Source organism: Pedobacter kyonggii (assembly GCF_004310665.1).
Classification (GTDB): Bacteria; Bacteroidota; Bacteroidia; order Sphingobacteriales; family Sphingobacteriaceae; genus Pedobacter; species Pedobacter kyonggii.
This window is the reverse complement of the sequence record NZ_SIXF01000001.1, coordinates 291,060-309,081: the sequence shown is the minus strand read 5'-3', so window position 1 is coordinate 309,081 and position 18,022 is coordinate 291,060. Positions and strand designations below refer to the sequence as shown.

The following is an 18,022-nucleotide window of genomic DNA, read 5'->3' as shown; positions in this document are numbered from 1 at the left end:
GTAGTTTTACGAATAATTGAATATGCACGATTTTTGGAATAACCTGCATCAGCTACTTGATCCCGAGAAATTATTGAGGGAGGGTGGTTTCTATCTAGTCGTATTCGTTATCTATGCAGAAACAGGCCTGTTTTTTGGTTTTTTTCTTCCTGGTGATTATTTATTGTTTTTAGCGGGAATGTTTGTTGCAACAGGCAAGCTTGATGTTAACATTGCTGTGCTCTTGGCAGGCTTGTGTTTTGCAGCCATTTCTGGGAATTTTACCGGCTATTGGTTCGGGCGTAAAACTGGCCCTGTATTGTATACCAGAAAAGACAGTTTCTTTTTTAAGAAGAGATATTTAAAGGCAGCAGAAGATTATTATCATAAACAAGGTGCCTTTGCATTAATAATGGGCAGATTTGTACCAATTGTTAGAACTTTTGCACCGATTTTTGCAGGGGTTGTAAAACTAGACTTTAAAAAATTTGCTTTATATAATGTCGTAGGTGGGGTAATCTGGATCTGTTCCTTAACTTTGCTTGGTTATTTTTTAGGCAAAAGATTTGAAAAAGAAATAAACGATTATTTATTATATATTATTATTGGCTTTATCCTTATTACAACTATACCATTATTAATTACCTTTGTAAAAAGTAAAGTAGTGAGTGCTCCTGAAGAGGATAAAACAGATTTAAATTAGAAATGGCAAAAGACGATCATCACGCATGGCATAGCGTATCTCCTGGACACAATGTTCCAGAAATTGTAAACGCAATTATTGAAATTCCAAAAGGATCAAAAGCAAAATACGAAATAGATAAAGAATCAGGTCTGATTAAGTTAGATCGGGTTCTTTTTTCATCAGTAATGTACCCGGCAAATTATGGCTTTATTCCGCAAACTTACTGCGATGATAAAGATCCGTTAGATATTCTGGTGCTTTGCTCGGTAGATGTTTATCCAATGACATTGATCGAAGCGAAAGTGGTAGGTGTAATGCACATGGTAGATAACGGAGAGCAAGATGATAAAATTATCGCGGTTGCAGCTCACGATATGTCGGTAAACTACATCAACGATTTAGATGAATTGCCTCCACACCAAATGAAAGAAATTGTTCGTTTCTTTCAGGATTATAAAGCATTAGAAGATAAAAATGTAACTATCGAACATTTACTTGGTGTTCGTTATGCGCATAAAGTAATTAAAGAAAGCATAGAACTTTATAACACAACATTTAGAGAATTGGCTTAATGGATTTACCCACGGTATGTTTGTTTTTAAATTTTGAGCTAAGTGCAATCCTGCCCGCAAACGTAGTTTTGGTTGCTTTACAAGAATCCGATACTACTTCTGTAGGCTGGCGATTATTCTTTGCATTATTTTTGGTGTTACTTAACGGGTTTTTTGTTGCAGCAGAGTTTGCAATTGTAAAAGTCCGGGCATCACAGATTGAAATTAAGGCAAAAACAGGCAGCCGTGTTGGCAAAATGGCCAAAGGGATTATTCATAACCTTGATGGGTATTTGGCTGCCACACAGCTAGGCATAACCCTTGCATCACTTGGCTTAGGCTGGGTAGGTGAAGGCGTTATGCATACCATTTTCAAAAATCTTTTCGATAGTCTGGAATGGGGTTTAAGCGATGCTTCTATCCATACCGCATCTACAATCGTCGCCTTTTCGCTTATTACCGTTATGCATATTGTATTTGGTGAACTAGCACCAAAATCTTTTGCAATCCAAAGACCTGTAGCTACAACGCTTTTCATTTCTATACCACTTCAAATATTTTATGTGGTATTTAAGCCATTCATTTGGACGCTAAATAGCCTTGCTGCCATTATCCTTAAGCCATTCGGAATCGACACTTCAAGCGGACATGAATCGCTTCATAGTACCGAAGAACTTCAGTATTTATTAGACCAGGGTAAAGAAAGCGGAGCCTTAGATAACAACGAACATGAACTGATTAAGAATGTGTTCGATTTTAATGAGCGCGTGGTTAAGAATATCATGGTACCAAGAACCAAGATTTCGGGCATTGAATTAACTTCTCCAAAAGAAGAAGTGATTGATACAATTATTAAGGAAGGGTATTCCCGTTTGCCTGTCTACGATGATATTATGGATAAAATTGTTGGGATTATCCATGCAAAAGATATTTTACCATTGGTTGCAGCGGGTAATCAGCATTGGACATTAAACGATATCATCAGAAAACCATATTTCGTTACAGAAACCAAAAAAATTAACGATCTGATGAGCGAACTGCAAAGTAACCGCATACAGATTGCAATTGTATTAGATGAGTTTGGCGGTACAGCGGGTATGGTTACCTTAGAAGATATTGTTGAAGAGCTTGTTGGGGAAATCCAGGATGAATACGATGAAGAAAAGCCGCTAGTAGAAAAAGTTTCTGATAATGAGTTTATCGTAAATGCATTTGCTACTGTATATGATGTGAATGAGCATCTGCCTCACGATTTACCAGAGGATGAAGATTTCGATACCATTGGTGGTTTGGTTTCTCACGTCTTTGAACGTATCCCCGAGGTAGGCGAAAGCAACGAATCGTACGGATATCTGTTTACCATCCTTAAAAAAACAGAGCAGAATATCGAAACAATCAAGTTAGAATTGGTGATCAATAAAGCAGATATGGTTGATAATCATTAATTTCAACTATGCATATTTTTTATACGCCAGATATAACCCAAAATACTTATACGCTTAACGAAGAAGAGAGCAAACATTGCGTTAGGGTGCTTCGCCTTAGCATAGGCTCTATCGTTAACCTGGTTGATGGGAAAGGTGGTTTTTACACTGCTGAAATCACTTCCGATAATCCGAAAAAAGTTTCTTTATCCATTTTAAAGGTAGAAACGGAGTTTCATAAAAGAAATCATTACCTGCATATTGCTGTTGCGCCAACTAAAAATATCGACCGCATAGAATGGTTTTTAGAAAAAGCTACAGAACTGGGTATTGATGAAATTACACCAATTATTACCGATCGATCGGAGCGCAGGGTAGTTAAAGAAGACCGCCTCAACAAAGTGATTACGTCTGCAATAAAACAATCCATTAAAGCTTATCATCCCAAGTTGAATGATGCTATTTCTTTTGATACTTTTTTAAAAGAACCATTTGATGGGGATAAATTAATAGCACATTGTATCGATAATGACGAGAAACAATATATATCCAAACTAGTAACTCCACATCAAAAATATTTGATTCTTATTGGCCCTGAAGGAGATTTCACACCTGATGAAGTTAATTTAGCTTTGAACAAAGGCTTTAAAGCATTAACTTTAGGTGATAACAGATTGCGCACAGAAACTGCTGCATTATCTGTTTGTTTTGAAATCAATTACCTTAACCGATAATCAATTTGAAGTTTTCAGTTTTCAGTTTCCAGTTTTCTAGGTTTAAGCTTTGGTCTTTCAGCTTTGGTCTTTTAGCTTTTAGCTTTATGTTTTTTGCTTTTATTCCACCAACCTACCGCATGGCCAAATTGAAGTATAACGGTGGTGGTGATTGGTATGCAGATAGGACAGCTTTGCCCAATTTAATTGCCTACTGTAATGCCAATTTAAAGACTAATTTTTATGCCGAAGAAAGTATCGTAGAAGTAGGCTCGAAAGAAATATTCAATTATCCATTTGTTTATATGACTGGCCACGGAAACGTAGTTTTTAACGATCAGGAAATTAAAAACTTAAGACAGTACCTTACAGGCGGTGGTTTTCTTCATATTGATGATAATTATGGATTGGATAAATTTATCCGCCCGCAGATGAAAAAGGTATTCCCGGAACTTAGTTTTGTTGAATTGCCGGCTAACCACGCGATTTACAATCAGAAATTTAAGTTTCCGGGAGGCCTGCCAAAAATTCATGAGCATGATAATAAAAGACCTCAGGGATTTGCATTGATTTATAAAGGTAGAGTGGTGTGCTATTACACCTTTGAGTGCGATTTAGGGAATGGTTGGGAAGATTTTGGTACATATCCTGAAGATACACAAGAAACGAGGACTAAGGCGCTTAAAATGGGCGCAAATTTAGTTCAGTATGCTTTAACCCAATAACGAATGTATAAAGTAAAAGTAAACGATCAGTTTTTATTCGAGGTTGAAAATAAGGAGTCATCTTTTTTGGTAAACGGAGAACCCATTCAGTTCGATCTGAGTTCCATTGGGAATAATAGTACGCATGTTTTATACCAGAATAAATCTTTTAATACAGAGCTGGTTGAGCTGAATAAAGCAGATAAAACCTGTAAAATAAAGGTTAACGGTAATATTTATCAGATTAGCATCGAAGATCGGTTTGATGTTTTGTTAAAACAGCTGGGGCTGGATAATTTAGCCGCTAATAAAGTTTCAGAGATTAAAGCACCGATGCCTGGTTTGGTGCTAAAGGTTTTGGTTGAAGAGAACGCTGAGGTAAAAAAAGGGGATAACCTATTGGTTCTGGAAGCGATGAAAATGGAAAACATCTTGAAATCATCGACAGATGGTGTGATAAAGAAAGTTTTGATTAAGCAGGGCGATAAGGTAGAGAAGAACCAGATTTTGATTCAGTTTAAGTAGATAGCTTTTACCATTAAGGTATTAAAAGATATTAAGGTTAAGCCGCCAATATTTAATGAGATCACTTTCTTAATGCTCTTAACTTCTTAATGTTGAGCAAAATATGCGAGTCTTTAACCACCTGAGGTCATTTGGGTTTACACAGTGCCTATCTTAATCCTCTTAATGGTATATATCACTAAAAAAGCTACCACGTAAAAATCTAATAAAATACAACACATAAAAAAGTCCCGATTAATGTCGGGACTTTTCTTTTTTATTTACCTCTACTTACCCTATAAGGTTTTTGAGGAGGGTTTTTAAAATTTCTTTTACCTGCAGTATTAATTTCTGGAGCGCCAAGCATGGTCATGGCACAACGGAAACCAACTTCTGCTGATGATTCATCTTGTTGCATAAAACGGCGTGTTGCCGGGTTTAACCAGTAAGCCATATCATTCCAGGAACCACCCTTGTAAACTCTGGATTTATCGTTTACAAGCGTTACACCTTCTTCATTTAATAAAGTATTTTGTCTATCACGGTAACCTCTTTGATCGGCCTGATAACTGGTTGATGCTATTGGAGATTGTGGATCAGTCGATTTTGAAATCGAATCAGAACGTTTGGCCTGTGCCTGTTTTTCTGCCCAGGTTTGTTTTCTTCCAGCGTAAGCATTTTCCTTAATCGGATTACCATATTTATCCAATGCGATTTTCCCGCTTTGTGAATCCTCTAATTTTTTATTGGTGAAATGGTTGCCACGATACGGGTTAAATGCATCTGCATCACTGAATGTAGCCGTTCTGTACACATCATTAACCCACTCGTTAACGTTACCGGCCATATTATATAAACCAAAATCGTTTGGTGTGTACTGAATAACCGGAACAGTTAAATCTCCCTTATCATTCAAAGAACCGCCAACACCCATGTAATCTCCAGGTGCTCTTTTAAAATTGGCCTGAATCATACCTCTGGTTTTCTTTTTGGCTGAACTAACACCTAAACCATTCCAAGGGTAGATTTTATTCTGATTGATGTTCTCGTATTCCGTGTTACCAATTAAACCTAAAGCAGCATATTCCCATTCAGCTTCTGTTGGTAAACGATAAGGTTGCATAATTACACCATCTTCTAGTGTCGCAGTTCTTCTAGGCTGATTGTTTTTACCTCCAGATGCTGGAGCTGCTGTTCCTCCTGCAGTTGATGTTGCTGCGCCAGCTTTGGTATTGTAATCAATAGGTGCATTTTTACCTTTATCATCATACTGATTGTTTAAATATGCATCAGTATTAAACGGTTTGTCTGGTTTTGGAGCTGCTGCCGTAGTAGCCGTGTTTCCTTTTCCATTTCCAGCGAGCGTTTTATAATCAGTTAAGATCCCTTTTTCGCGTAAAATAAATTCGTTTGCCCTGGATGTTCTCCATTCGCAATAGCGGGAAGCTTGCTCCCATGAAACACCTACAACAGGGTAATCGCGATAAGCCGGGTGCCTTAAATAATTGTCTACGTAAGGTTCATTATATGATAATGCCTGACGCCAAACCAAAGTGTCGGGAAGTTCGTTGTAATAATATTCACGGTCTTCAGGGAAGTTGTATCTGATCCAGTGTAGGTATTCTAACCAATCGGTATTCGATACTTCAGTTTCATCCATATAAAATGATGGAACTGTAACCTGTCTTTTATAGTTGTAAATACTTGGTTCAACACCGGGTACTTCGATGGCACTACCACCAACAACTAAAACTCCACCTTCAATTGGAATTAAGCCAGGACCCGGAGCTCTCTTGTATTGAGTAGCTACAGCAAAAGCACCAGATTGGTTGTTTTTGCTTTTCCTATCGGCATAAGGAATACCTGTTTTACTAGAACTGTTACCTCCTTTTGAGCTACAGCTCGTAAGTAATACAGCCAATGAAAAACAAGTAAAAGAATATAGTAACAGTTTTTTCATATAGTTCGTTGGGAAAATCGTCCCTATAGGGATTCAATCGATAAAATTAAACAATTTTAAATGAATATATAAATAATGTGATAATAAAATATTGATTATATTTTTGAGTGATAACGTATTATTTTAAAGCGTATTGTGTCTACTTACTTTTTCAGTTAAATTTAGGTTAAATAATTATAAATAAGCAAGATAAAAAGAAAACGAGATGATTGAGAAGTGTTGTTGGCAAGCCATTAGCTCAATAGGTGGAATTACTTTTATTACAGCTCAGGTCATCTCGATATTAATTTTTTTATGTTTTTAATGACTACTTAAACACCCATATATAAAAATGGTATTGTTATAGTTTATAGAGATTGCAATAAATTAACCATATTTGATTTAAAGATTATTAAGTTGACAAATCGAACTAATAGTTTTTTATAGGAAAAAGAAAACAGCTCAATTATGAATGCTAAATAGTTATTAGTTATGTGTTTACGTTTTTTGTAGTCACACCCGTATGTAAAAATCGTAGGTTTAATTAGTAAATAATCATAGAATTCGTAATTTGGTGAAATATAAGTTTTGGTTTTACGTTACAGAATATATTCTCCAGTTATTGCTAAATACCAAAATCTAAAATTACGTACCTTTAAAGGATGAATTTCAAGTACATCAGTAAACTTGCTTTTTCTGCACTCTCAATGGCCTTGGTGTTTGGTAAAACAAATGCTCAGGTAACCATAGGCAATACACAAACAAATGGTAGCGAGGCAAACAATATTGTAACAGCAGTTCCATTTCTGCTCATTACACCCGATGCCCGTGCTGGTGCGATGGGTGATGCTGGCGTGGCCGTTGCTGGTGATGTAAATTCAGCCAGTATTAATGCTTCTAAACTTGCATTTTTAGATAAACCTTACGGATTTTCTGTTTCTTATAGCCCATGGTTAAAAAGTTTAGTGCCTGATATTAATCTTGCTTATTTAAGTGGCTTTTATAAGTTGGATGATCGTAATACCATTGGTGCCTCATTAAGGTACTTTTCTTTAGGTTCTATTCAGCTTACCGACATCAACCAACAGGACCTGGGAATTTCAAATCCAAATGAATTGGCTTTTGATGTTTCTTTTGCCCGTAATTTTGGTGAGGAATTTTCATTGGGAACATCATTAAGATATATTTATTCAAATTTAGCCTCAGGTCAATTTTCATCATCAGGGCAGGTTCGTAGCGGAAATGCAGTAGCTGTAGATGTGTCGGGACTATACAAAACAACAACTACAATGTTTGGTAGGCAGACTGTTCTTTCTGCAGGCGCTAATATTTCCAACATTGGAACAAAAATGAGCTATTCTGATGGCGGAGAAAATTTCTTTTTACCTACAAATTTTAAAATAGGAGGCGCGTCTACAATTACTGTAGACGATTTCAGTACCTTAACTTTTGCCCTTGATTTTAATAAGTTACTAGTACCAACGCAGCCGATATACGATTCGAACAATAACATTGTAAGCGGAAAAGATCCAAACCGTTCAGTACCCGCCGGAATTTTTGGTTCGTTTAGTGATGCTCCAGGCGGTTTTAGTGAAGAATTAAAGGAAGTAGGAATTTCAACAGGCTTAGAGTACTGGTATAACCAACAGTTTGCAGTGAGAGCTGGCTACAACTATCAGAGCCCAATGAAAGGCGATAGCCGTTACTTTACCTTGGGCCTTGGATTAAAATACAACGTTTTTAATATAGATTTCTCTTATTTAGTTGCAAATGCACAAACAAGTCCACTTGCAAATACCTTACGTTTTGGTCTATTGTTTAACTTTGGCGACAAAAAGATTGTTAAAAAGTAATTTTAAGCTGTCAGTTTATAATTACCGATCAACGTGTTTAAACAATTAACCTAAATACCCATGAAAATTAGAGTAGGTTTCGGATTCGATGTACATCAGTTAAAAGATCAGCATCCTTTTGTTGTTGGTGGAGTTACATTAGATCATCATAAAGGTGCTTTTGGACATTCGGATGCCGATGTTTTGCTTCACGCCATCTGCGATGCACTTTTAGGGGCAGCCAACCTTCGTGATATTGGTTTCCATTTCAAGAACACAGATGATAGATGGAAAGGCATCAGTAGCCTCGTTTTATTGAAGGAAACGGTTAAATTGCTTGCCGAAAAAGGATGGCAAATTGGCAATATAGATGCGATGCTTTGCTTAGAAGCACCAAAAATTAACCCTCATATTCCTGCTATGCAACAAAATATTGCTGAAGCCATTGGAATTTCTACTGAGGATATTTCGATAAAAGCCACTACTAATGAACAGATGGGATTCATCGGCAGGGAAGAAGGTGTTGTTTCTTATGCCGTTTGCCTGATAGAAAAACCTTAATTCGTACTAGAATTTTCGGGCAGTTAAGTAAGAAATCGGTAAGCCTATGCAAAAAATCAGAATTACCGCATTTAAAATTGCTCGTTCGTAATGAAACGGTGCTGCAGGTATTTTGGTTAGTGGAACAATCAATAAGGTCATGATGGTCCAAACGATAATCCCATAAATTATTCCTGATAGGATGATATTCTTTCGTAAAACAGGTGTTTTTGTTGATGCGATAGTAAAAATCAGGGTGAAGCAAAAAGCAATAAAGTAATGGAATGCTAGGCCAATAAGGGCTGTTTTAATACCTCCGGCAAAAGCGTTTGGTCCCATAATAGCGCTGGCGATATATTGAAATACCCCCATGAAATTCATCTTTCCTAAAAATATAACTGCGGCCAATCCATCTAGTGTTCCGGCAATAAGGGCAATCAATAAAACCTTTTTAAAGGACAATGGAGTTTGGTTAGCGTTTTCCATAAACAATAATAATGTTTTTTTAAATAGCTTGTTATGAATTGTTTATGTTTTTTGTTGAGGTGAGGATGGAAAATCAAAGAAGTCAAGTTTTAATGGGCAATGTGTTGTAAAACTTGACTTCTTTTAAATAGTTTTTCCATTAAGACCCTGAAATAAATTACCTTCGGTGAGCTCGCTTAAGGCTCGGTTTACTTCGTAGCTTTCCGCCTCGATACAGGTCAGGGTGACGCAGCGATAAATATTAAGCCAACTGCTCTTTAACATTTCCTGTCCGCTTTAACGTTCCCCAGGTTTCCAGTTCACCTTTTATGGCTTTTCTGAACGAACGGAATAGTACAACATACATTAATTGTCGCCAGAAAAACCGCTGTGGGAATATGTAAAGTAAATGCGTGTATTTTTCTTTTTCCATGCGGAAAGCGATTGCGGCAAAAATCATATCTACAACAATAAAGATAATATAATAGAAAAGTACCTGGCCAAAACCATTATGCAGGCTTAAAATTCCTGAAAATCCTGTTAGGGTTAAATTATTTATAGCACTTAACGAAAATAGACCACTAACTAGCGAGATGAACATAAAAAGATCGGCAAGTGGAGAAAATAGCGGCAAAATAATCTGATAGATCAAAATATTTGGCATTCCTACCATTCCAAAGTAGCCATATTTCTTGTTTAGTAGTGTTTTTCTGTTTTTCCAGAAACTTTGCATTACGCCAAAACTCCAGCGGAAACGTTGTTTAAGTAACATACTCACCGTTTCTGGTGCTTCAGTATAAGCAATTGCAGTATCACAGTTTTTTACGCGATAACCTGCTTTCAAAATACGCATGGTTAAATCGCAGTCTTCGGCAAGCGTATCAATGGTAAATCCGCCGATTTCTAAGATTACATTTTTTCTGAAAGCACCTATTGCTCCAGGCACAACAGTAATTGTATTTAATAAGTCGAAAGTACGCCTATCCATATTCTGTGCAGTAATATATTCAATAGACTGCCATTTGGTAATGATATTATTGGCATTCCCAACTTTCACAGTACCAGCTACTGCCGCAATTTGGTCACTATAAAAATAACGCATCAGTTCGGTAACGGCATCATCTTTTAGCTGTGTATCGGCATCTATACAGACCACAAATTCTGAAGTTGCTTTTGAAATGCCGTAATTTAATGCAGATGCTTTGCCTCCATTTGCTTTACGAAAAACCTTTACCTGAGGATGGTTGCCAAAATGTTCATTAATGATTTCGAAGGTCTTATCTTTGGAACCATCATCAACAAAAATCAGTTCAAAATCGGGATAGGTGATTTTTAAAAGACTATTAATGGTTTGTACAGCAGTAACTTCTTCATTGTAAGCCGGAATGATAATACTCACTTTTTCTGAAGGATTCACTATCAATTTACCGACATTACGTTTCGCTTTTTTTCGCTGTCTGATGGCTAAATAGGCAATAAATATGGTTCTTAAGATAGCAAGTACAATCGCTACAGAAAATACGATGTTTAAAATCATGTTTCCATAGTAAAAGAAATTGATAAAAAAGTAATCGCCAGAACCAGAAAAACCACTATTTGCCATAGATTTCACCGTAGGCATGAGTTCTGATCTTTTTTTGCCCATTAAATCACCAACGGTTGTAAAAGTATAACCTTTGGCTTTAAAGAATTTTATAATCCGGGGCAGGGCTGCAACAGTAGCTTCACGGTTTCCACCAGCATCGTGTAATAAAAGAATATTACCATTGTCCTGTTGTTTTACTACTTCATTAAAAATCTGATCGGCTGTCTTGCCTGGTTGCCAATCTTCAGGATCTATATATTCCCCGATATTGATGTAATTTTCTTTACGGCTTTGTGCAATAGGCAGAATTTCTGAAATATTTTGGGGTTCGGCATCTGCATTAAATGGTGCACGGAACAGGATTGTACTGTGGCCGGTAACCGCTTCAATTAACCTACGGGTGGCATTTAGTTCGAACTTTACCCGTCGTGGCCCAATGGCCGACATATCAGGATGGAAGAAAGTATGGTTTCCAATTTCATAGCCATCATTATATTCCTGTCTTAACAGTTCCATGTTCTGCTCAGCCATTATGCCAACCACAAAGAAGCAGCCAGGTACTTTTTCCTGTTTCAAAATATTTAACACCTGTGGTGTATAAACCGGGTCTGGCCCATCATCGAAGGTTAAGGCGATTTTCTTATCGGCCTCTCCAAACCTTTTAATTACATATTGCTCTGGAAGTCTGATATACTTTTGATCGGCAATAGAAAAGTTATCTTTATTTAAAGTGAACTTTACACTACCAGGTGTAGGGGTAGAAATCAGATCCAAAATTTCACCATCGCCTAAGTATGAGATCCCTCCCATATTTAATGAAGCAATTTTGCGTAAATCGAAGGGTTTTTTCTTTAGTGCATCCAAACTAAGGTCATTAGAAATAAACGACCATAAGCGTTTGTCTTCCGAACCTAAACGCCATAAGGCTACACCAGCAATATTCCAATCATCAGCCTTGCGGATTAAATTAAAATAGGTTGCCGCATCAGTAAAGTAAACTTCATGTTTATTTCCACTGCCATCGTTGTAAGTGTAGTTTAAATTGGCAGAAGCAGGATTGTAGTTTATTTTGCTTTTATAATTAACGGCCATTGTCATCGCCTGCTCGTAAGTAACCGGTTGCCCAATGCTATTTTTTGGCCAATCATAACCGTAGCAAGCCAATGCAAGGATTACTTTGCTGGCATTAACTTTACTGCAGATATCATCAAGCTTTTCTTCTACCCATTCCTGATGGGAAATATCGCCTGCGTTACTTTGTTCAGTATGCTGATCATAAGCCATTAATACGAGGTAATCATTATATTTTTGAAGAATTTCTGGCTTATAATCGTCGTTTTCGGGTGAAATATCCTGAGAAACAATCAGTTTTTCGGCGTGAAACTGAGAGTATAGATTTGTCATAAAAGCGTTAAAACTATAGCTATTTTGGAGGTTGAGCTCTTCGAAATCTATATTAATTCCACTATAACCGTATTTTTTGGTAATCGCTATAAGATCGTAGATCAATTTTTGTTGAGCAGATTGATCATTTAATAATCTTCTTACTGCTGCACCATCCCAATGATCTTTATTGTAATTTGAAACCACTGCAATAGCCGATTTTTTGCCAGTATGTATTACTTTTAATGCTGCAGTATCTACTTGATTTACAATAGAATCATCATTTAAAAAGAACGATTCTGTAGCTACCATATCCAAGTGGCTGATGTTGCGTTTTAAATCTGATATTGATGATTCTTTACTTGCTGTCCAACTTACATAAAAGGCCATGTTGATGCGCTTGCTGTTACCACGATGGCTTAAAATGCGGTTTTCACGATCTTTTTTGATCTTTTGCAGCTTAGATTTTTCGATGGTGAAATCCTTATACTGTTGCGATTTTTTTAACTTTTCTAATTGTTTTTGTGTTAACGGTGTATTCGTGTTGATAAAAGGCAAATTGGGTGCCTGTACCGAAGATAGTGTATACACCACGCAGATGATTGCGATAATGAAGACTAAAAAAAACGTCCGGCTTACCCATGTAAATGTATGCCAGCGTCTTTTGGTCTCAGTTTGAAATATTTGTTTTCCGGACATTTTTCTGTTCTGATTTATTAATCAAATGTCACTAACGAATATGAAGATTGGATGAATGATAAATGGGGAGTGATTGAGATGATAGGTACTGAGATATCGTCATTTCGACCGCAACGGAGAAATCTTTTAACATGGTTCAAGGATTTATCCATTCGCTATGCTTCAGTCGAAATGACGACCGACTTTTAAATCTGTCATTGGTAACTTATTTCAGTATCTATCTCGTTTTGTTTGTTTAGAAAGGGATATTTCAACTGGATTGTCCTGTAATATAAAGTCACAAAAAAGCCGACAAATTTTATAAAAAATGCCGGCTCAAAATATAATTTATTTAAACCGCTTTACTCCTCCAAATAACCGAACCTACCTTGGTTATAATCTTCAATTGCCTGATGGATTTCGGCTTCAGTATTCATTAAAAACGGACCGTACTGAACAATTGGCTCATCTATAGGCTCACCGCTTAAAATCAAAATTACACTGTTTTCTAAAGCTTCGATCTTAATCTCTTCGCCTTTGTTTTTGAAGTGAACAAAATTATCTGCTACAGCCGTTTCGGATCCGTTGATTTTAATCGAACCTTCAATCACCATAAATCCGGTATTAAAATGCTCAGGAAAATTAAAAGTAGCTCCACCACCTTTATTTAGCCTGGCATTATAGAGTTCTATGGGGGTAAAGGTATTTGCATTGCCTTTTATACCCTGATAATTACCGGCAATGATCTCGATTTTTCCTCCATTTTCGGGAAGATCAAAATGAGCCATATCGGACTGCTTAACTGCCTGATATCTTGGTTTACCCATTTTATCTTTAGCAGGTAGGTTAATCCAAAGCTGAACCATTTGAAATGGACCTCCAGCTAAGCTGTAGTTCGCTTCATGGTATTCTTTATGTAGTATGCCACTTGCAGCGGTCATCCATTGTACATCGCCCGGGTAAATCACACCGCTGTTTCCAGAGCTATCATGATGGGCAACCGCACCATGATAGGCAATAGTTACCGTTTCGAAGCCTCGATGTGGATGTACACCAACGCCTCTTGGTTCTTTCCTGGCAGAAAATTCGATCTTTGAGCCATAATCCATTAAGAAAAACGGATTCATGTTGATTTTATATCCACTTGGGAAAAAATTGTGTACCCTAAAGCCATCGCCAACCATATGTGGCGCCGGTGCTTTTAGTACTTTTTCTATTTGTTTTGTTTCCATGATTGGAACCTTTCTGTTATGCGTTTGGCGGATAATCCACGCTTATCGCCAAACGCCTATCACTTATACACTTTTTACAAACTGTAATTCGCCTAAAATGCGAACTTCTTCACTTACCATTACGCCACCGGTTTCTAATGCAGCATTCCAGGTTAAACCGAATTCTGAGCGGTTAATTTTTCCACTTAAAGTAAATCCTGCTTTGGTATTTCCCCATGGATCGGTAGCAATACCACCAAATTCTGCAGTTAATTTTACAGGTTTGGTTTCGCCTTTAATAGTTAAGTCACCTTTAATGATATAATCGCTCCCATCTTTTTCTACTGAATTAGATTTAAATTCGATGTGTGCAAATTTTTCTGCATCGAAAAAATCGCCGCTTTTTAAATGGTTATCGCGATCTGTATTTCCGGTATCGATTGAATTGATATCACCTTTGAAAGAAATTTCTGCATTTTCAAATTCGTCACCTTCAGATGATAACTCTGCTGAGAAAGATTTTAAACTACCAGTTACAGTAGTAATCATTAAGTGTTTTACTTTAAATTGTAATTCGCTGTGGGTTGGATCTAATGTCCATTTTGTAGTTGCCATATCTTTTGTTTTTTGAGATGTTTAATATTTACAACACAAAAGTACAGCGCAGGTTTTTACTACAGATTGATGTATGGTAAGAAAGGGAAATAATTGAATGAGAGAAGGATAGAATGAAGGATTGTTGAAAAGTTGAAAGGTTAGATTTGACAAAGCCATTCAGTCTATGGTCTGAAATGTTTATTGGCCAGTTCCTTTCTTACCCGGCTTAGCGATTCGGGCGTAATGCCCAGATAAGAAGCGATCATCCATTGTGGCACACGGAGCGTAAGGTTAGGGTAAAGTTTTATAAAATCGAGGTATCTTTCTTCAGCAGTTGCACTTAATAACATGTTAATTCTTTTCTGCATAAAGCGGATCGAATTGTTGAGCAGTTTAATTTGCATGGGCTGTAAACATGGTACTTGCCTGGCTGCTTCTTCCATGAAATTGTTAGGCATTAACACCGCTTCGGTAGCTTCAATGGCATCGATAAAAAATATTGACGGCTCATTATTCATGTTGTTGCGATCAGAAACCAACCAGTTTTCTGGGGCGAACTGAAGGATGTGTTCTTTGCCTTTCGCATCAATTGAGTACGCGCGCAACAAACCTTTGCCTACAAAATACCCATGTTTAAAATTATCGCCGGTATATTGAACTATTTCGTTTTTCTCGAATTTTTTAACCTTTAAAACAGATGATATGCTTTCGAACTGCTCATCAGTTATCTCTATTTTTTCCTGTAAGTATTTCTGGAACTGATGAATCATAAAGGCGGAATGTTATTTTTTTACGGGCTTAATATCGGAAAAATCTACACCACATTTACAATTACCGGCACATCCATCTTTTTTTACCTGTAAAGATTTAAAAACCAAACGGCCAACATATACCAATGCTATCGCAAAAAGTAAAAAGACTAAAATCGTTTGAATATCCATAATACAAATATAAAGGGTTTTAGGAGGAAGGTGTTCAGCTAAATGTAAATATATTGAGCACAAATCTTGTTTTACCACAGAGAGAACAGAGTTTTACACAGCGCACATAGAGCGTGTGTTATTCGTTATCGGATCAGGTTCGTATCCATGGGAACTTTTAGTTTTGCCACAGAAACACGGAAAGATTGTATCTCTGTGTTCCTTTGTGTCTTATCCTTAGTGATCTCTGTAGTTAAGGAAAACGTAGTTTATTCCTCCATAAAACCTACTGTACCACCAACCCAATCAAAATCGGCGTTATAACGCACGCCAATCATTTTTCCCTTACTTAACCTTGCCAGATTAATGCAAAGCTGAGGCTCTCCACCATCAGGCCATAAGTACATCATCCTTACTTCTGCCTTTACACCTCCGTCAGGTGCCTGTACAGCTGGCTCGTAATTCACTTTCCTTTGTAAAATCCAGTTTTCGGGATCTTTTATATTGGTAATGTCCGTTTCGTTTACATCGATAATTACACCCATACCAGCGAAAGAGAATAATGGCTTAAGTACGTAATTTTCTAAATCTTTAGGGATTGTATTTAACTCATTTAAAAACCGTGTTTCGGGCACAAATTCGCTTTTCAAGAAAGGCATTGTGTATTTGCTGATGCGGTAAAACCAGTTTGGATGTGTTACCCACTCCACATCGAGTTGATCACGTGGATCGAAACTGTTTTTGAAAATCCCGGTATTATTGGCTACTTCATCAAATATCAGGCGGTTATAAATTCTTTTTAACTGGATCTTTTTGCCATTTTCCTCGTAAAATAATTGCTTGTCTACTTTTTTAATGTCTTCTAGTGCTAAAATTTTAATGCCCAACATTTTTTTTGTCACAAAAAAATCGATAGCCGTTTTTTGGTTAGGTGCATCTATATCCATCAGTGCCACCTCTTCTGGTTGGTGGGAGCCAATAATGACTTCTTTAAGCAGTTTGATGTACTCTTCTTCGTTAAAGCCGTTTAAGAAATGAGCCACAGAACCGTCAATCTCAAAACTTGTCTGGAAAGTTTTAGCCAAATGATGCTGAAAGCCATACAAGGAAGGAAATCCCTGCATTTCGATTAGCATGGGCGTAAGTTCTCCGGCTTGATTTTTACAAATACCAAAATCGAAGGTTAAAAAGTGGGGCTGTTCATTTTCATTAGGCACATTCCAGTCGGAGGGGATTGCCTTTTGAGTAAGCATTTTAAAATTGGGTTGCTTAATCAGGTTTATAATTTCTTCTCCTGCCGCAATCAATTTTTCTTTCAGTGCTTTCGGAATAAATACCGGTGTTTCTGCAACCCTGAAAGGAATTTTAGGATAGCCACTCTGTAGTTGGCTAAGAAAGTTTTGGTACTTCTCTTCTGTAAATTGCTGGTTGTATTTTTGGCGTTGAGCAGGTATCATAAGTTTATATGGTTTTCATCATTGTGCTACACCTCCTGCAAATCCCCGATTGCTTTTTGTAAGAAATTAGGTAAAATAACACTTTGCGTAAGCACAATCCTTGCCGGATCGTCTAAACTGTTTAACATATCCAGGTATTTTTGTTCCCCGTGCATATCAATAATCGCTTTTTTCTTTTCCTCCTGAAGTAAGTACATTTTCATGCCTACCGGATCGGCTTCTGGATGGAATTGTGTGCCGATGATTTCATCCGAAAAGCGGATCGACATCATACAGCGTTCTAAATCGATATGTTTACGTTCTTTTTCGATGGCCAATAATTTTGCGCCTTTTTTCTCGAAAGCAGCAAAATCTGGCTCAATCACTTGCCAATCTCTACTGTCGACCGAAAAGAAAGGATTGGTAATGCCATTAAAAATTTCGTCTTTTTCTCCATCTTCCGTTAAGGTTATCGGGAAAATGCCAAAAGCATTCGATCGTCTTTCGGTTACATTGCCTAATTCATATTTTCTACAAGCCAATTGGAAGGAATGGCAGATCAAAAAAGCATATTTCTTTCTTTCGTTGTTTTTGTGGTTAAAAACTTCTATCTGATCTAAGAGATTAAAGAAGTCATTTTCCCATTGTTCGCCCTTACTTTCAATCGGACTACCTGGGCCACCACTAGAAATATAAGCATCATAACCGATGCCCGGTATTTCTCCTTTTTGCCTTAAATCAAATATATCAAAGGTTAAATCGATATTGTTATCGTTTTTAAAACGGGATAAAATTTCCTGAATTCCCCGCATACCCTGATTAGGTGCACCGTTATTCATGTCAATAACGGCCACCTTTAAGCTACTTTTATCCATT

At 37.1% G+C, this 18,022-nt stretch carries 17 protein-coding genes; 8 read left to right on the top strand and 9 right to left on the bottom strand.

Annotated features, from left to right (window positions below; genetic code table 11):
• The first annotated feature begins 22 nt into the window (after positions 1–22).
• The 6 genes from EYS08_RS01370 to EYS08_RS01345 all read left to right on the top strand — a co-directional run bounded on the left by EYS08_RS01370 (position 23) and on the right by EYS08_RS01345 (position 4,581).
• A complete protein-coding gene (locus EYS08_RS01370) occupies positions 23–682 on the top strand; it encodes a DedA family protein (RefSeq protein WP_131028073.1) in 660 nt (219 codons plus the stop codon).
• A gap of 2 nt (positions 683–684) precedes the next feature.
• Complete coding sequence (locus EYS08_RS01365; RefSeq protein ID WP_025146339.1) at positions 685–1,236, top strand: inorganic diphosphatase; 552 nt, start codon at positions 685–687, stop codon at positions 1,234–1,236.
• Positions 1,236–2,660, top strand: a complete 1,425-nt coding sequence (locus EYS08_RS01360; RefSeq protein WP_131028072.1) for a hemolysin family protein — start codon at positions 1,236–1,238, stop codon at positions 2,658–2,660. Before EYS08_RS01365 ends, EYS08_RS01360 begins: the two co-directional genes overlap by 1 nt.
• An 8-nt stretch (positions 2,661–2,668) precedes the next feature.
• On the top strand, positions 2,669–3,373 hold the full coding sequence (locus EYS08_RS01355) for a 16S rRNA (uracil(1498)-N(3))-methyltransferase (RefSeq protein WP_131028071.1): 705 nt from the start codon (positions 2,669–2,671) through the stop codon (positions 3,371–3,373).
• 86 nt (positions 3,374–3,459) lie between these two features.
• Complete coding sequence (locus EYS08_RS01350; RefSeq protein ID WP_131028070.1) at positions 3,460–4,077, top strand: DUF4159 domain-containing protein; 618 nt, start codon at positions 3,460–3,462, stop codon at positions 4,075–4,077.
• 3 nt (positions 4,078–4,080) lie between these two features.
• The gene (locus tag EYS08_RS01345) at positions 4,081–4,581 is read left to right on the top strand and encodes an acetyl-CoA carboxylase biotin carboxyl carrier protein subunit (protein ID WP_131028069.1); all 501 of its coding nucleotides are present in this window, start codon (positions 4,081–4,083) and stop codon (positions 4,579–4,581) included.
• 256 nt (positions 4,582–4,837) lie between these two features.
• Here EYS08_RS01345 and EYS08_RS01340 read toward each other — a convergent pair whose 3' ends face one another.
• A complete protein-coding gene (locus tag EYS08_RS01340; protein ID WP_131028068.1) occupies positions 4,838–6,520 on the bottom strand; it encodes an SUMF1/EgtB/PvdO family nonheme iron enzyme in 1,683 nt (560 codons plus the stop codon).
• A gap of 641 nt (positions 6,521–7,161) precedes the next feature.
• Here EYS08_RS01340 and porV point away from each other — a divergent pair.
• Both porV and ispF read left to right on the top strand, forming a co-directional pair.
• Positions 7,162–8,352 (top strand): type IX secretion system outer membrane channel protein PorV, encoded by a 1,191-nt coding sequence (gene porV, locus EYS08_RS01335; RefSeq protein ID WP_131028067.1) that lies wholly within the window; start codon positions 7,162–7,164, stop codon positions 8,350–8,352.
• Between the two features lie 60 nt (positions 8,353–8,412).
• Entirely contained in the window at positions 8,413–8,892 is a 480-nt protein-coding gene (gene ispF / locus EYS08_RS01330) for a 2-C-methyl-D-erythritol 2,4-cyclodiphosphate synthase (RefSeq protein ID WP_131028066.1), read from the top strand.
• 6 nt (positions 8,893–8,898) lie between these two features.
• Here the strand turns inward: ispF and EYS08_RS01325 are convergent, their stop codons facing one another.
• The 8 genes from EYS08_RS01325 to EYS08_RS01290 form a co-directional block, all read right to left on the bottom strand.
• Positions 8,899–9,357 carry a hypothetical protein gene (locus EYS08_RS01325; protein WP_131028065.1) on the bottom strand — a complete coding sequence of 153 codons (459 nt, stop codon included), beginning with the start codon at positions 9,355–9,357 and terminating at the stop codon, positions 8,899–8,901.
• Between the two features lie 241 nt (positions 9,358–9,598).
• Positions 9,599–12,895 (bottom strand): glycosyltransferase, encoded by a 3,297-nt coding sequence (locus tag EYS08_RS01320; RefSeq protein WP_244215828.1) that lies wholly within the window; start codon positions 12,893–12,895, stop codon positions 9,599–9,601.
• Between the two features lie 449 nt (positions 12,896–13,344).
• Positions 13,345–14,214, bottom strand: a complete 870-nt coding sequence (locus tag EYS08_RS01315; protein ID WP_131028063.1) for a pirin family protein — start codon at positions 14,212–14,214, stop codon at positions 13,345–13,347.
• Positions 14,215–14,277: 63 nt separating this feature from the next.
• Positions 14,278–14,808 carry a YceI family protein gene (locus EYS08_RS01310; protein WP_131028062.1) on the bottom strand — a complete coding sequence of 177 codons (531 nt, stop codon included), beginning with the start codon at positions 14,806–14,808 and terminating at the stop codon, positions 14,278–14,280.
• Between the two features lie 164 nt (positions 14,809–14,972).
• A complete protein-coding gene (locus tag EYS08_RS01305; protein ID WP_029274727.1) occupies positions 14,973–15,560 on the bottom strand; it encodes a Crp/Fnr family transcriptional regulator in 588 nt (195 codons plus the stop codon).
• A gap of 12 nt (positions 15,561–15,572) precedes the next feature.
• Positions 15,573–15,809 carry a hypothetical protein gene (locus EYS08_RS01300; protein WP_317130067.1) on the bottom strand — a complete coding sequence of 79 codons (237 nt, stop codon included), beginning with the start codon at positions 15,807–15,809 and terminating at the stop codon, positions 15,573–15,575.
• A gap of 170 nt (positions 15,810–15,979) precedes the next feature.
• Positions 15,980–17,167 carry a hypothetical protein gene (locus EYS08_RS01295; RefSeq protein WP_131028061.1) on the bottom strand — a complete coding sequence of 396 codons (1,188 nt, stop codon included), beginning with the start codon at positions 17,165–17,167 and terminating at the stop codon, positions 15,980–15,982.
• Positions 17,168–17,193: 26 nt separating this feature from the next.
• The gene (locus EYS08_RS01290; protein WP_131028060.1) at positions 17,194–18,021 is read right to left on the bottom strand and encodes a type 1 glutamine amidotransferase; all 828 of its coding nucleotides are present in this window, start codon (positions 18,019–18,021) and stop codon (positions 17,194–17,196) included.
• Position 18,022 lies beyond the last annotated feature (1 nt).

Excerpts from the sequence above, each read along its gene's own strand:
- EYS08_RS01350 (WP_131028070.1), top strand. The coding sequence starts at position 3,460 with ATGTTTTTTGCTTTTATTCCACCAACCTACCGCATGGCCAAATTGAAG.
- EYS08_RS01295 (WP_131028061.1), bottom strand. The coding sequence starts at position 17,167 with ATGATACCTGCTCAACGCCAAAAATACAACCAGCAATTTACAGAAGAG.
- porV (WP_131028067.1), top strand. The coding sequence starts at position 7,162 with ATGAATTTCAAGTACATCAGTAAACTTGCTTTTTCTGCACTCTCAATG.
- EYS08_RS01365 (WP_025146339.1), top strand. The coding sequence starts at position 685 with ATGGCAAAAGACGATCATCACGCATGGCATAGCGTATCTCCTGGACAC.
- EYS08_RS01340 (WP_131028068.1), bottom strand. The coding sequence starts at position 6,520 with ATGAAAAAACTGTTACTATATTCTTTTACTTGTTTTTCATTGGCTGTA.
- EYS08_RS01305 (WP_029274727.1), bottom strand. The coding sequence starts at position 15,560 with ATGATTCATCAGTTCCAGAAATACTTACAGGAAAAAATAGAGATAACT.
- EYS08_RS01315 (WP_131028063.1), bottom strand. The coding sequence starts at position 14,214 with ATGGAAACAAAACAAATAGAAAAAGTACTAAAAGCACCGGCGCCACAT.
- EYS08_RS01360 (WP_131028072.1), top strand. The coding sequence starts at position 1,236 with ATGGATTTACCCACGGTATGTTTGTTTTTAAATTTTGAGCTAAGTGCA.
- EYS08_RS01310 (WP_131028062.1), bottom strand. The coding sequence starts at position 14,808 with ATGGCAACTACAAAATGGACATTAGATCCAACCCACAGCGAATTACAA.
- EYS08_RS01370 (WP_131028073.1), top strand. The coding sequence starts at position 23 with ATGCACGATTTTTGGAATAACCTGCATCAGCTACTTGATCCCGAGAAA.
- ispF (WP_131028066.1), top strand. The coding sequence starts at position 8,413 with ATGAAAATTAGAGTAGGTTTCGGATTCGATGTACATCAGTTAAAAGAT.
- EYS08_RS01355 (WP_131028071.1), top strand. The coding sequence starts at position 2,669 with ATGCATATTTTTTATACGCCAGATATAACCCAAAATACTTATACGCTT.
- EYS08_RS01290 (WP_131028060.1), bottom strand. The coding sequence starts at position 18,021 with ATGGATAAAAGTAGCTTAAAGGTGGCCGTTATTGACATGAATAACGGT.
- EYS08_RS01345 (WP_131028069.1), top strand. The coding sequence starts at position 4,081 with ATGTATAAAGTAAAAGTAAACGATCAGTTTTTATTCGAGGTTGAAAAT.
- EYS08_RS01325 (WP_131028065.1), bottom strand. The coding sequence starts at position 9,357 with ATGGAAAACGCTAACCAAACTCCATTGTCCTTTAAAAAGGTTTTATTG.